Origin of the sequence: Erythrobacter sp. NAP1, assembly GCF_000152865.1 — a bacterium.
Classification (GTDB): domain Bacteria; phylum Pseudomonadota; class Alphaproteobacteria; order Sphingomonadales; family Sphingomonadaceae; genus Erythrobacter.
The window spans coordinates 1,306,516-1,319,734 of the sequence record NZ_CH672390.1 but is presented as its reverse complement, the minus strand read 5'-3'; the positions used below and the strand labels follow the sequence as shown (position 1 = coordinate 1,319,734).

Here is a 13,219-nt window from a genome sequence, read left to right as displayed (position 1 = left end):
GCGTCATGTCAGCGCAAGGGGTCAGAGGAGAGCAACTGCTCAGTTCGGGTGAGCGTTTTGCCTCGCGTCCGGGGCTGTTTTCGCGCCTGATCGCTCCTGGCTTCGGCAAGATCCTCGACCGGATTGATGCAGGGCTGGCGAAAGGGTCGCTGCTTGCGTACCTCCCCGATGGAACGACCCGGGTGCTTGGCGGTCATGCACCGGGTTTCGATGCGCAGATCACGCTCAAGGACTGGCGAGCGCTGTTGCGACTTGCGACAGGTGGGGTGATCGGTTTCTACCAGGCGTACGAGGCTGATGAGTGGGAGACGCCCGATCTCACGATGCTGTTCGCATTGTTCTCAGGCAATGTGAGGACGTTGGGGGATACGGCGCGCAGCTCAGGACCGTTCAAGTGGGCGGGGCGCATGGCTCACTGGCTCAATCGAAACAACCGCGCGGGTTCGCAGCGAAACATCGCTGCGCATTACGACTTAGGGAACGATTTCTACCGTGAGTGGCTCGACCCGACGATGACGTATTCGAGCGCGCTCGGCCATGGCGAAGACGGCCTTACGGCGGCGCAGAAACGCAAGCACGAGGCTTTGTCGGCCCGACTTGGCAATCCAAAGACTGTTCTTGAGATCGGATGCGGCTGGGGTTCGCTGGCGCAGCATCTTGCAGTCAGGGGCGCCGATGTGACGGCGATCAGCCTCTCCGACGAGCAACTCGCCTATGCGCGGGCAAACACATCTCCTGACATCCGCTATCTCAAGCAGGATTACCGCGATGTCAGGGGGACATTCGATGCGATTGCGAGCGTCGAGATGGTCGAGGCTCTGGGGCGCGAATACTGGCCGACATTCATGGACTGCATTGCTCGCAGTCTCGCTCCCGGAGGACGTGCCGGTGTCCAATACATCTCGTTGGCAGATGATCTTTTCGAGGCCTATGCAGGGACGGTCGACTTTATCCAGGCATTCATCTTCCCCGGCGGATTACTCATCAAGTCGAGCGAATTTCGTGCGCTGGCGGAAGAGAGGGGCCTCGAATGGCGCGATCAGAGCGATTTCGGGCTCGATTATGCTGAAACGCTCAAAATCTGGCGTGCACGCTTTGATGCCGCTTTCGAGCAAGGCCGACTGCCCGCGGGCTTCGATGATCGCTTCGTGAGGCTCTGGCGCTTTTACCTCAGCTATTGCGAAGGCGGGTTCCGCTCGGGCAATATCGACGTTCACCAGGTCACGCTGATCAAGACATAAGAGAAGAGAGAGAGGGACTTCGATGAAGAAGCTATTGGGGATCATGGGCGCGGTGAGCACACTCGCGCTGGCAGGATGCAGCTTTGGCGCCGCAGAAGGCGTAGAGGCCGCGCCAGCGCCGCTGGCTTCGGTGGAGATGGTCATGCCGCCCGAGCGAGATCCATCCGAGCTTCAAGTGCTGTTCTGGAACGACGAGCAACGCTCTGCCCGTTTCCGAGACATGGAAAGCTGGTTCGCAGGCCACGAAGTCCCGGCCGCATCAAATCCGCGCGCGCTCGAAGAGGGAACGCCGCTCCCGGCCGAGCTCGCACAGGAAATCCGCTCCCTGATGCTCGAAACAGGCGCTGCTGGCGTGATGGTTTGGGAAGATGGGGGCGTGCGCTTCGAGGACTACGCGCTCGGTTTTGGCCCCGATCAACGCTGGACCAGCTTTTCGGTAGCCAAGAGCTTTACTTCGACCTTGCTCGGAGCCGCTGTGAAGGATGGCTTTATTGGGAGCCTGGATGACCCAGTGACCCTGTATGTCCCCGGTCTTGCCGGTTCTGCCTATGACGGGGTCAGCGTGCGCCAGATTGCAACGATGACCAGCGGCGTCGCCTGGAACGAGGATTACACCGATCCCAACAGCGACGTGGCCGCCATGAATCGCTTCGTGGTCGAATATGGCCCTGACGCCATCGTCGAGCAGCTGAAAGGGCTCAAACGCGAAGCCGAGCCGGGCGAGAAGTGGGTTTACAAGACCGGCGAGACCAATCTTATCGGACTGGTGGTCGAAAACGCGGTTGGATTGTCGCTCGCTGAGTATGCTCAGGAAAAGATCGTCGAACCAGCGGGTTTCGAAGGCGGGCTGTTCTGGATGACTGATCCGCGCGGAGGCAATATCGGCGGCTGCTGCCTTTCACTGACGCTCGGGGACTACACTCGCATGGGCGTCTTCGCGCTTGAGGGCGGGGGTGACACCGTGCCCGAGGGTTGGTTTGCGGAAGCTGGCGATTCGCTGGTTGATTTCGAAAGTCGCCCTGGCTTTGGCTACGGCTACCAGTGGTGGACTTATCCCGGCAGCTATGGCGCGCAAGGCATATTCGGTCAGTCGATCACCATCGTGCCCGGCGACAATCTCGTCGTCTCGCTTGTCAGCAATTGGCCCACGGCCACCGGTGCGAACCGGGGCAAGTGGTTCCAGATGGTCGGAAAGATCGCGGCAGCCGAGTAATCGGACTGCCGCGACGCGGCATCACATCGGGCGGTAAACGCCGGTGTTGCTGTATCGCTGCAGGATGTTGTCGTGCACGATCGGGCTCAAGAGCTCGGTGAATGCGCAGCCGACGATGCAGTTGTCCCACCACACGACCTCGGCCTGAAGCGATTCGAGGCCGGGTAGGGTAAGCCAGCACATCTGGCCTTCGTGCATGCGATTGATCGATGCAGCGGAGAACCCCGAGATCGAAAGGTCGTGAACCACGCTCTGAAATGCGCGGCCACCCGACGCCCGAAGGGTAGCCGGGATTGTCAGGCGCGTGCGCGGTGAGCAGCGATCTTCCTGTGCTGCCATTTCGTATCGTTTTTGGTCGGTAGGCATGGGCCTGCTACCTTCTCCAGTCAGCTTGGTGGTCTCTGTGCCGGTGGAACGGGTTCGACCCTCATTCACCGGTTACGCTTGCCAGACTGTTGCACAGGAAGGTTAACAGGTTGGTAAGAGGCAGATTTCTGTGCCGTCATGCCCGTATTTTGCGGTGAAGCGATGCGATGACGTCACGATGCTACGCCGCAGGAACTCGCAGGGCCTCTTAATCTACGCGCTCGCGATGACCTGTCGTGAAGTCCTCAGCAAGCAGGGCGATAATGCGCTTTGCCACGACTTCGGGTGGTTTGACGCTTTCAGGCTTCTCTCCGGGATAGGCGCGGGCACGCATATCGGTGCGGGTTGCGCCCGGATCGACGATGGCAACGCGGAGCGGACTGAGCTTCTCAACCTCTGCGGCATAGCTGTCGAGCAGATTGTCGAAGGCTGCCTTGGTCGATCCGTAGGCCGACCAGAAAGAGCGCGGATTGGCACCGACGCTGCTGGTGAGGCCGATGATGCGGCCAGCCTCTGCACGGCGGAGCAGCGGGTCGAAAGCGGCTAGCAAGGCCTGTGTCGCGACCACATTGGTCATGATCGCTGTGTTGAACTGCTTGGGATCAATCTGCGGAAGCGGTGTGAGCTCTGGCAAATAGGCCGCTGAAATCACGAGAACATCAAGCGTTTCCCAGCGTCCCGCAATCGCGGAGGCAAGTCGCGAAATTGCATCGGGTTCGGTCAGGTCGACCGGCGCGATGGTCGAGGTTCCGCCCGCATCGTGGATCCGATCCTCGATGGCTTCGAGTGCCTTCACCTTGCGTGCGGTGAGGATCACATGCGCACCCGCCTCGGCAAGCGCGATGGCAGTCGCGGCGCCAATGCCCTTGCTCGCGCCAGTAACCAGGGCGGTGCGCCCTGCGAGAGGTTTTGTATCTGTCATGGAAGTTCAGGCCGCTTTGGGATCAACAAAAGGGAGTTCGCCTGTCCCCTCTTCGCTCATCGCGAGGTCGGTCAGGCTGGTGGGATAATCGCCGGTGAAGCAGGCGTCGCAGAATTGCGGGCAGGCCTTGTCGCGACTTTTCGAGCCGACGGCGCGGTAAAGGCCGTCGATGGAGATGAAGGCGAGGCTGTCGGCCTTGATGAATTCGCGCATTGGCTCGATTTCCATGCGCGCTGCGAGCAGTTTCGAGCGTTCGGGAGTGTCCACGCCGTAAAAGCACGAATGCGCGGTCGGCGGGCTGGCGACGCGGAAGTGCACTTCGCTTGCACCTGCCTCGCGCATCATCTCGACGATCTTGAGGCTGGTGGTGCCGCGCACGATCGAATCGTCGATGAGCACGATCCGCTTTCCGGCGACAAGGCCGCGATTGGCGTTGTGCTTGCGCTTAACGCTTGAATGACGCGCGCTGTCCGAGGGCTGGATAAATGTGCGCCCGACATAGTGCGAGCGTATGATGCCAAGCTCGAAGGGCACGCCCGATTCCTGAGCATATCCAATTGCTGCAGGCACGCCGCTGTCCGGTACGGGCACGACCAGATCGACATCGCATGGCGCTTCGATAGCGAGTTCGCGACCGATCGCCTTGCGCGCCTCATAGACACTGTGCCCGGCAAAGGAGCTGTCTGGACGGCTGAAATAGACGTGTTCGAAGATGCAGGGCCGCGCCTTCTGGTTGCCGAAGGGGTGCAGACTCTTGATCTCGCCGTCGAAACCGACCTGAATCATCTCGCCAGCTTCGACCTCGCGCACGAATTCGGCACCGACCACGTCGAAGGCGACGCTTTCGCTGGCGAACAGGATCGAATCGCCAAGCTTGCCCATTACCAGCGGACGGATGCCCAGCGGGTCGCGGCAGGCGATCATGCCTTCGGGCGTCATCACGATCAGCGCATAGGCCCCTTCGACAAGGCGCAGCGCGTCGATCAGCCGGTCGGCGACCGTTGGATAACGCGAGGTGGCGACAAGGTGGATGATAACTTCGGTGTCGGAGGTCGACTGGAAGATCGACCCTTTGCCAACGAGGTCTTTCCTCAGCGCAAGCGAGTTCGAGATGTTGCCATTATGGGCAATGGCAAAACCGCCGCTTGCAAGCTCGGCATAGAGCGGCTGCACATTGCGAAGGCCCGCGCCGCCGGTCGTCGAATAGCGCACATGGCCTGCCGCCATCGAGCCGGGCAGTTCGTCGATTGCTTCTTGTGAGGAGAAACTGTCCGCGACATGTCCAAGCGCGCGGCGAGAGATGAAATCCTTGCCATCGAAGCTGGTTATGCCGACCGCTTCCTGCCCGCGATGCTGGAGCGCGTGCAGGCCCAAGGCGGTCGCAGCAGCAGCTTTCTCCGCGTTGATCGCGCCGAACACGCCGCACTCTTCGCGAAGCTTGTCGCCATCGGGGTCCAGAAATGGATGAGTGAGGTTGCCTGCGACGCCCTCAGTATCGGTGTTTGCCATCGCTCGTACTGTCCGCTGCGCTGCCCCCGAATGTTGTGCGCTCAATGGCGATGTTACCGATCAATTACAAGGTCGGATCACGGACCGTCACCGGTCTTTTTTGCTACGTGGCTGAAGCGTACCGGTTTTCGCATGAGGTCTGCTTGTGCGCACACCGATCGCGTCTTAAAGGCAGCGTTCATCTCAACTGCTCCACTTCACCGGACCTGAATGCTCACTCCCTTCGAAAGAATGATCGCCAAGCGCTACCTGTGGCCGGGCAAGGGCGAGGGCTTTATCGCGCTCGTCGCCGGGATTTCGGTCGGCGTCGTGATGCTGTCGGTAGCAATGCTCGTTCTCGTGATGAGCGTAATGGGCGGCTTTCGCACCGAAATGCTCGAGAAGTTCTCAGGGCTGAACGGTCACGCGATCATCCAGGCCTATGGCGGCGAGCTTGATGGGTGGGAGCGTGTTGTTGAAGAAGTGCGCGCCACCGAGGGCGTCACCGATGCATCTCCGCTGATTGAACAGCCGCTGGTCGCAAGCGTCAACGGGCGGCTGAACCCGGTGTTCGTTCGCGGAAACACGCCCGAAGATCTCGCGCTGATCAGCGACAAGGTCCTGTTCGGTGATATCTCTTCGCTTCAGCCCGATGCAGGGCGGGTTGCGATAGGCTCACGCTTGGCTGCCAATATGGGGGCCCGCGTTGGCGATACGGTCACACTGATCAATCCATCAGGCCGCACGACGCCATTTGGCACCACCTTCCGCCAGGTTCCTTACGAGGTCGGCGCAATTGTCGAGTTCGGGCTTTACGACTTTGACGAAAAGTTCGTGGTTATGCCGATGAGCGATGCGCAGACGCTCCTCCTGATGGGCGACACGATCGGCCTTATTCGCGTGAACGTGACCGACCCTGACAATGTGAGCGGTATTCTTGGCGCGGTGGAGCAGGATCTTACCGGCCGCGCTCAGATCGCCGACTGGAAGCAGATCAATTCAACCTTGTTCGAAGCACTCGAGATCGAACGCGTTGCGATGGCTTTCGTGCTGAGCTTCATGGTTCTGGTCGCCAGCTTCAACATCCTGTCGAGCCTCGTGATGCTGGTTCGTGCGAAAACGCGCGACATCGCGATCATGCGAACGATGGGTGCAACGCGGCGCTCGCTGCTCAAGATTTTCGTCACGACCGGCACCACGATTGGAGCGATCGGTACGATTGCCGGTCTCGTGCTGGGCTTCGTGCTGCTCCTGTTCCGCAACGAGATCGTCGATGGCATCGCCTATGTCACTGGAGCACAGATCTGGGATCCGGAAGTCCGTTTCCTCACCAGCCTGCCTGTCCGCATCGATGCATGGGAAGTGATCGGCGTGGTCGCCCTGGCCATCGGGCTCAGTTTCCTCGCAACGCTATATCCTGCGCTCAAGGCTTCGAACACCGATCCGGTTCAGGTGCTGCGTTATGAGTGATCCGATTGTCTCTTTGCGCGACGTGAAGCGCAGCTTCGAACAAGGTGGCCAGCGCATTGACGTCCTGCGCGGGGTAAATCTCGACATCATGCCGGGCGAGATTGTGGCGCTTCTTGGACCGTCTGGTTCGGGCAAATCGACTATGCTTCAGGCTGTCGGACTGCTCGAAGGCGGTTTTGAAGGTTCGATCACGATTGCCGGTGAGCGCGCAGAAAAGCTCGCCTCGGATCAGCGCACTCGCGTTCGGCGCGAGCATCTTGGGTTTGTTTATCAGTTCCACCACTTGCTGCCCGATTTCAACGCGACAGAGAACGTGGTGATGCCGCAGATGGTGGCTGGCACTGACAAGGCGACCGCAACGACACGCGCTGAAAGCCTATTGTCCAGCCTCGGCCTCGGCCACCGCCTAACGCACCGGCCCAGCCAGCTTTCGGGCGGTGAGCAGCAGCGCGTTGCAGTGGCGCGCGCGCTGGCTAATCAACCGACCTTGGTGCTCGCGGATGAGCCAACCGGCAATCTTGACGAGGCGACTTCGGACGTGGTGCTCGGCCAGTTCCTCGATCTGGTACGAGGCGAGGGCAGCGCGGCATTGGTTGCGACACATAACGAACGCCTTGCAGCGCGCATGGACCGCGTCGTCCGCTTGCATGACGGTGTGCTGGGGTAGCTCGCCAGAGCGCGTCAAAAACCCGTGAACCATTGCGCCTTTGGCTGGTTATTCAGTCAAAGGAGAATTTTCATGGCAGACCATCCCAGTACATTCGAAGGCACCCCGCTCGATACCGATGAAGACGCGTGGGAAGACCGCGCGGCTCTGCACAACAAGGCGAGCAGCGACGGTGTCATTTCAGGCGGCAACGCCCTTCGCCGTGGCACCTTTGCCGAGATGATCCGTCACATCGCCATGCTGCCTGAGGATGAGCGCGGTGACTACGTGATCGAGAAAAAGGGCGACCGCGAATACTCTGCCGAGGAAGCGATAGCGCTCGCCTCCCGCGAAGACTTTCCCAAGTCATAATCATCAAAAGCCCGCACGCAGCTATCCGCGCGTGTGGGCTTTTTGCAGATCAGGGCTGGCGCTTTCGCCGGCCCGCGGTCACCCTCGCGCCAACAGGGAGGGTACCACATGATCGCACTCGTTCTTCCGCTCGCGCTGCTTCAGGCGACAGCAGACGCACCACCAACGCCGCCAGCACCTCCGCCGCCCGCCTGCGCAAGCGAGGCGCATGGCGGCTTCGATTTATGGGTTGGCGAGTGGGACGTGTTCCCCAACGGCAGCGACACTCAAGTCGCAAACAGCCGGATCGAAAGGCTTTCAGGCGGGTGCTCGATCCGCGAAACGTGGATGCCCTTTCGCGGCTCCGGCGGGCAGAGCATGTCGATGCTCAACCACACGACTGACCGCTGGGAGCAGACCTGGGTCGGCGCTGATGGCAAACGCGTCGATTTCGAGGGCGGTGTCGTGGATGGCGCAATGGTCCTGACCGGCTATTGGGATGATGTCGCAGGGCCCGGGCAGGACGCCTTGGTGCGTATGACCTACTCGAAACTTGATGACGGATCTGTGCGCCAGCACGGAGAGGCCTCGACGGACCATGGGCTTTCGTGGCAAACGAGCTTCGATTTCATCTACCGGGCGAAGGACCAAGCCGACCAATGACCACGATTGCCGATTTTGAAGTAACCACCAACCGGGGCGAAACGCTCGATCTTGCGACCAAGAAGGGCAAGGTCCTGCTGGTGGTGAACACCGCGTCCAAATGCGGTTTTACCCCGCAGTATGATGGGCTGGAAAAGCTCTATCAGGACTTCAAGGACAAGGATTTCGAAGTTCTCGGCTTCCCCTGCAACCAGTTCGGCGCACAGGAGCCCGGCAATGCCGACGAGATCGCCGAATTCTGCAAGGTCAATTTTGGTGTTACTTTCCCGTTGATGGCCAAGATCGACGTGAACGGACCAGATGCATCACCGCTCTACGACTGGATGAAGAGCGAGAAGAAGGGCGTGATGGGCTCCAAATCGATCAAGTGGAACTTCACCAAGTTCCTGATCGACCGCGAAGGCAACGTCGTGAAGCGTTACGGCCCGCAGGACACGCCGCGCATGATCGCGAAGGATATCGAAAAGCTGATCTGAGAATTGTCCACGATCTGTGGAGAATTAGCGTAGGCCAACGCTTCCGATTTCAGGCAATTTTCCTAGATTAGGGTATGCCCTTCGCTCCCTTCGTCCCGCTACGCGTCTTGTCGTCCTATTCGATGCTTGAAGGAGCCATCGATCCCAAGGCGATCGCCAAGCTGGCGAAGGAGCGCGGCTTTCCCGCGATTTCGATCTGTGACCGCAACGGCCTGTATGGCGCGGTCATGTTCGCCAATGCCTGCAAGAGCGAGGGCGTGCAGCCGATCATCGGCACGCTGCTGGGTGTTGCTCGCGAGGGTAGCGAAGGCAAGCTTGTCGATTACCTGCCGCTGCTCGCGCAGGATGAGGCGGGATATGACAATCTATGCCATCTCGTCTCCAAGGCGCACCTCGATCGCCCGCTTGAGCTCGAGCCACATGTCGTCATGGACGATTTGGAAGGCCATACAGATGGCCTGATCGCGTTGACCGGCGCGGGCGAGGGGGCTTTGACGCGTCTGCTCGCAGAGGGGCAGGTCGACACTGCGACCACTTTTGTCGAGCGGCTCGACAAGCTGTTCGTGAACCGCCTCTATATCGAGCTTGCACGCCACGGTGATCCGGTGTGCGAGCGGGCCGAGGATGCGCTGATCGAGATGGCGTATAATCGCGCTCTGCCTCTCGTCGCGACAAATCCCGCGAACTTCGCCGAGCCCCACATGCACAAGGCGCATGACGCCATGCTGTGCATCGCGAACTCGACCTATATCGAGAACGAGGATCGCCCGCGAACCAATCACGCTGCCTTCGTCAAATCTTCGAATATGATGGAAGAGCTGTTCGCCGATCTTCCTGAGGCAACCGCCAACACCCTCGTCATCGCGCAGCGCTGTGCTTACGCGCCGCCATATCGCGACCCGATCCTGCCGAGCCTCGCCGGTGACCTCGAGGGCGAGGCAAAGATGCTGGCGGAGCAATCGAAGGCAGGTCTGGAAGAGCGGCTTTCGTCCTATGAGGACCTCTCCGAAGAGGATCGTAAGGTCTATTTCGACCGCCTCGATTACGAGATCGATATCATCGTCGGGATGGGCTTTCCCGGATACTTCCTGATCGTTGCCGACTTTATCCAATGGGCAAAGGACCAAGGCATTCCTGTGGGGCCAGGACGTGGTTCGGGTGCTGGCTCGATCGTCGCCTGGGCGCTGACCATTACCGACCTCGACCCGATCCAGCTGGGATTGCTGTTCGAGCGTTTCCTCAACCCCGAACGTGTGTCGATGCCCGACTTCGACATCGACTTCTGCGAAACGCGGCGCGGTGAAGTCATCCGCTACGTGCAGAAGAAATACGGCCATGACCACGTCGCTCAGATCATCACCTTCGGTAAGATGAAAGCCCGCGCGGTGCTGCGCGATTGCGGGCGCATCCTGCAGATGAGCTACGGGCAGGTCGATCGCCTGTGCAAGATGGTGCCGAACCATCCAACCGATCCGTGGACTCTGCCCCGCGCTCTCAATGGAGCGGCGGATTTCAAGAAAGAATACGACAACGACAACGAGGTGAAGCGCCTCGTCGATCTGGCACTTCAGCTTGAAGGTTTGCCGCGAAACTCCTCGACCCACGCAGCCGGTGTGGTGATCGGGGACCGGCCACTGGCGCAGCTTGTTCCGCTTTATCGCGATCCGCGTTCGGATATGCCGGTGACGCAATACGACATGAAGAATGTCGAAAGCTCGGGCCTCGTGAAGTTCGACTTTCTCGGGCTCAAGACGCTGTCGGTGCTGCGCAAGGCGGTGGACCTGCTCGCCATGCGCGGGATCGAGATCGATCTCGGCGCGCTGCCGCTGGATGACACGGCGGTCTACGATCTCATGCAGATGGGTAACACGGTCGGCGTGTTCCAGCTGGAATCGGAAGGCATGCGCCGTACGCTGAAGGCGGTGAAGCCTTCGAATTTCGGCGACATCATCGCGCTTGTCTCGCTCTATCGTCCGGGTCCGATGGACAACATTCCGCTGTTCGGACAGCGCAAGGCGGGCGAGGTGGCGATTGAATACCCGCATCCCAAGCTCGAAGGGATTCTCGCCGAAACCTACGGCATCTTCGTCTATCAGGAACAGGTCATGCAGGCCGCGCAGATCCTGGCCGGATACTCGCTCGGCGATGCTGATCTCCTGCGCCGAGCGATGGGTAAGAAGGTCCAGGCTGAAATGGACATCCAGCGCGGCCGCTTTGTCGAAGGCTGCAAGGACGTCTCAGGTATCGAGGCCAAGCAGGCGAACGAGCTGTTCGACTTGATCGACAAATTCGCAGGCTACGGTTTCAACAAGTCGCACGCCGCCGCTTACGCATTGCTCGCCTATCAGACCGCTTGGATGAAGGCGCATTACCCCGAAGAATTCTACGCCGCGTCGATGTGCTTCGACCTTCACCAGTCGGAAAAGCTCAACATCTTCGTCGACGATGCTCGCCGCTACCCGGCGGAGCGCGCGAACGGGTCTGGGGTCGAGGTGCTACCGCCGGACGTGAACCATTCCGAAGCGCGCTTCACGGTCGAACAAACCGACGATGGCTACGCGGTCCGCTATGCGCTCGCGGGCATTCGCAATGTCGGTGAGAAGGCGATGGAGGCAATTGTTGCCGAACGCCGCTCCAAAGGACCGTTCGAGAGCCTCAAGGACCTGTTTGAGCGCATGCCACACGGCGCGATGAACCGGCGCCAGCTCGAAGGGTTGATCTGCGCAGGTGCGCTAGACGGGCTCTACCCCAACCGTGGAGAATTGTTCGCCAACGCCGACCTGCTGCTCGCCACCGCCGATGCGGCGGCACGGGAGCGGTCGAGCGGGCAGGGCGGCCTGTTTGGCGGCGACAATGCCCCGCAGGAAGACTTGCGCCTGCAGCCTGCCGAAAGCTGGTCACGGCCCGACCAGATGGCGAAGGAACGCGAGAATTTCGGGTTCTACTTCTCCGCCCACCCGGTCCAGCAATATCGCGAAGTCGCCTCGGCACAGGGAGCGCGCACTTACCAGAGCCTGATGGATGGCGGCGCGCCTGCTGGCCGCCAGACCGCTGTGATCGCGGCCATGGTCGAGAGCGCTGGCAAGGGCCGCACCAAGCGCGGGGCGGAGTTCGTGCGCGGGCAATTTTCGGACTCCTCGGGTCAATTCTCGGCGGCGTGTTTTGAAGAGTCGCTCGTCTCGAGCTTCCAGAACTGGGCCGATAGCGGGGAATGCGTGCTGCTCACGGTTGAGCTCGATTCTCCCAATCCCGGCGAACCTCCGCGTCTCACGGTACGCGGAGCAAGGCCGCTTTCCTCGGTCACTGGCAGTACGCCGATGATCCTCAAGATGGATGTGACCAGTCTGGACGGACTGGCAGAGCTGAAACTGGAACTGACACAGGACGACAAGGCGCCGGGCGAAGTGCTTGTCCGGCTTATCCTCGGACCTGACGAGGAAGCGCATATGCGGCTCGGCTCGAACTTCGTTCTCGATGGCGAGCTTGCCGAGCGGCTTGCACAGGCGGAGGGTATCGAGAACGTCGCGCTCGAACCGCTTCGAGGACGGGCGAACCTCAAGCTGGTGGCCTGATGTCTGATCCCGTCGCGGAGCTCACCGACAAGGAGAAGGAGGCGCTGCGGCTGCTGTTGGCGGGGTACGATGCAAAATCGTCGGCCAATGAGCTCGATATTTCGGTGCACACGCTCAATGATCGCCTGCGCAGCGCGCGGCGCAAACTGGGCGTTACCACAAGCAAGGAAGCCGCAAGGCTACTCGCCAGCGCCGAGAATGGATCGAACGCGTCGGACCCCAAATCCCTTGTGCACAATCCTTTGGGGGTACGGGAAAACCAAGAAAATCAGGATGATCCATCTGCCGCGGATCGAAGCGAAACCGGAATTTTCCAGTTCGCAGCGCGGCGGAAAGGTATTCTGATCATGTCATTTACTCTGGCTCTATCGCTCGCAATCCTGGCGGTCATCCCCTCGCAAGCGCCTTCAACCGAGAGCGCATCGGTGGCACCGCGGCCATCCCAGTCCGAACTCCAGGCGCGGCGCTGGCTCGGCCTCATCGATTTCGGCAAATTTGACGAAAGCTACGAAGAGGCGGGAGAGGCGCTCCGCGATCAGTATTCGCTCGGCAAATGGAAGTTCGGGCTGACGCTTCGCATGACGAAGGGCGACATTCAGGATCGCTCGCTCGCCACCGTTACGCGCACGGACGAGTTCAAGGGGCGCGAAGGCGGTGAGTACGAAATCGTCGTGTTCAACTCGCTGTTTGAATACGAAAACCGTCAGATCGAGCGGGTCGTCCTCGAACGCGTAGGATCTGAGTGGCAGGTGGTCGATTACAAGATCACCCCGCTCGAAGGCGACCGGTAACGAAAAAGGGGCCGGATCGC

General features: G+C 60.4%; 12 protein-coding genes. 9 read left to right on the top strand and 3 right to left on the bottom strand.

Annotated elements, in window-relative coordinates; all coding sequences use genetic code 11:
- The first annotated feature begins 5 nt into the window (after positions 1 to 5).
- Both NAP1_RS06215 and NAP1_RS06210 read left to right on the top strand, forming a co-directional pair.
- Complete coding sequence (locus tag NAP1_RS06215) at positions 6 to 1,241, top strand: cyclopropane-fatty-acyl-phospholipid synthase family protein (protein ID WP_007164394.1); 1,236 nt, start codon at positions 6 to 8, stop codon at positions 1,239 to 1,241.
- A gap of 22 nt (positions 1,242 to 1,263) precedes the next feature.
- The gene (locus NAP1_RS06210) at positions 1,264 to 2,454 is read left to right on the top strand and encodes a serine hydrolase (protein WP_007164393.1); all 1,191 of its coding nucleotides are present in this window, start codon (positions 1,264 to 1,266) and stop codon (positions 2,452 to 2,454) included.
- A 21-nt stretch (positions 2,455 to 2,475) separates the two neighbouring features.
- Here NAP1_RS06210 and NAP1_RS06205 read toward each other — a convergent pair whose 3' ends face one another.
- From NAP1_RS06205 to purF, 3 genes are all read right to left on the bottom strand, one after another.
- Positions 2,476 to 2,820, bottom strand: coding sequence for a PilZ domain-containing protein (locus tag NAP1_RS06205; protein WP_040464309.1), 345 nt, complete (start codon positions 2,818 to 2,820; stop codon positions 2,476 to 2,478).
- Between the two features lie 208 nt (positions 2,821 to 3,028).
- The gene (locus NAP1_RS06200; RefSeq protein WP_007164391.1) at positions 3,029 to 3,742 is read right to left on the bottom strand and encodes an SDR family oxidoreductase; all 714 of its coding nucleotides are present in this window, start codon (positions 3,740 to 3,742) and stop codon (positions 3,029 to 3,031) included.
- Positions 3,743 to 3,748: 6 nt separating this feature from the next.
- The gene (gene purF / locus NAP1_RS06195) at positions 3,749 to 5,251 is read right to left on the bottom strand and encodes an amidophosphoribosyltransferase (RefSeq protein WP_007164390.1); all 1,503 of its coding nucleotides are present in this window, start codon (positions 5,249 to 5,251) and stop codon (positions 3,749 to 3,751) included.
- Between the two features lie 210 nt (positions 5,252 to 5,461).
- Here purF and NAP1_RS06190 point away from each other — a divergent pair, with 210 nt between their 5' ends.
- From NAP1_RS06190 to NAP1_RS06160, 7 genes are all read left to right on the top strand, one after another.
- Positions 5,462 to 6,700, top strand: coding sequence for a lipoprotein-releasing ABC transporter permease subunit (locus NAP1_RS06190; RefSeq protein WP_007164389.1), 1,239 nt, complete (start codon positions 5,462 to 5,464; stop codon positions 6,698 to 6,700).
- Positions 6,693 to 7,367, top strand: coding sequence for an ABC transporter ATP-binding protein (locus NAP1_RS06185; protein ID WP_007164388.1), 675 nt, complete (start codon positions 6,693 to 6,695; stop codon positions 7,365 to 7,367). Before NAP1_RS06190 ends, NAP1_RS06185 begins: the two co-directional genes overlap by 8 nt.
- Positions 7,368 to 7,439: 72 nt before the next feature.
- Complete coding sequence (locus NAP1_RS06180) at positions 7,440 to 7,718, top strand: hypothetical protein (RefSeq protein WP_007164387.1); 279 nt, start codon at positions 7,440 to 7,442, stop codon at positions 7,716 to 7,718.
- A gap of 108 nt (positions 7,719 to 7,826) precedes the next feature.
- Complete coding sequence (locus NAP1_RS06175; protein ID WP_007164386.1) at positions 7,827 to 8,360, top strand: hypothetical protein; 534 nt, start codon at positions 7,827 to 7,829, stop codon at positions 8,358 to 8,360.
- Positions 8,357 to 8,836: a glutathione peroxidase gene (locus NAP1_RS06170; protein ID WP_007164385.1), complete on the top strand. Its 480-nt coding sequence runs from the start codon at positions 8,357 to 8,359 to the stop codon at positions 8,834 to 8,836. The genes NAP1_RS06175 and NAP1_RS06170 overlap by 4 nt, the downstream gene beginning before the upstream one ends.
- A gap of 74 nt (positions 8,837 to 8,910) precedes the next feature.
- Positions 8,911 to 12,408 carry a DNA polymerase III subunit alpha gene (dnaE, locus tag NAP1_RS06165; protein ID WP_007164384.1) on the top strand — a complete coding sequence of 1,166 codons (3,498 nt, stop codon included), beginning with the start codon at positions 8,911 to 8,913 and terminating at the stop codon, positions 12,406 to 12,408.
- Positions 12,408 to 13,199: a DUF4019 domain-containing protein gene (locus NAP1_RS06160; protein ID WP_007164383.1), complete on the top strand. Its 792-nt coding sequence runs from the start codon at positions 12,408 to 12,410 to the stop codon at positions 13,197 to 13,199. Before dnaE ends, NAP1_RS06160 begins: the two co-directional genes overlap by 1 nt.
- Positions 13,200 to 13,219: the final 20 nt, after the last annotated feature.

Bases quoted from the DNA above. Each gene is read 5' to 3' on its own strand.
- NAP1_RS06190 (WP_007164389.1), top strand. From the start codon at position 5,462: ATGCTCACTCCCTTCGAAAGAATGATCGCCAAGCGCTACCTGTGGCCG.
- NAP1_RS06200 (WP_007164391.1), bottom strand. From the start codon at position 3,742: ATGACAGATACAAAACCTCTCGCAGGGCGCACCGCCCTGGTTACTGGC.
- NAP1_RS06170 (WP_007164385.1), top strand. From the start codon at position 8,357: ATGACCACGATTGCCGATTTTGAAGTAACCACCAACCGGGGCGAAACG.
- NAP1_RS06185 (WP_007164388.1), top strand. From the start codon at position 6,693: ATGAGTGATCCGATTGTCTCTTTGCGCGACGTGAAGCGCAGCTTCGAA.
- dnaE (WP_007164384.1), top strand. From the start codon at position 8,911: ATGCCCTTCGCTCCCTTCGTCCCGCTACGCGTCTTGTCGTCCTATTCG.
- NAP1_RS06215 (WP_007164394.1), top strand. From the start codon at position 6: ATGTCAGCGCAAGGGGTCAGAGGAGAGCAACTGCTCAGTTCGGGTGAG.
- NAP1_RS06205 (WP_040464309.1), bottom strand. From the start codon at position 2,820: ATGCCTACCGACCAAAAACGATACGAAATGGCAGCACAGGAAGATCGC.
- NAP1_RS06160 (WP_007164383.1), top strand. From the start codon at position 12,408: ATGTCTGATCCCGTCGCGGAGCTCACCGACAAGGAGAAGGAGGCGCTG.
- NAP1_RS06180 (WP_007164387.1), top strand. From the start codon at position 7,440: ATGGCAGACCATCCCAGTACATTCGAAGGCACCCCGCTCGATACCGAT.
- NAP1_RS06175 (WP_007164386.1), top strand. From the start codon at position 7,827: ATGATCGCACTCGTTCTTCCGCTCGCGCTGCTTCAGGCGACAGCAGAC.
- purF (WP_007164390.1), bottom strand. From the start codon at position 5,251: ATGGCAAACACCGATACTGAGGGCGTCGCAGGCAACCTCACTCATCCA.
- NAP1_RS06210 (WP_007164393.1), top strand. From the start codon at position 1,264: ATGAAGAAGCTATTGGGGATCATGGGCGCGGTGAGCACACTCGCGCTG.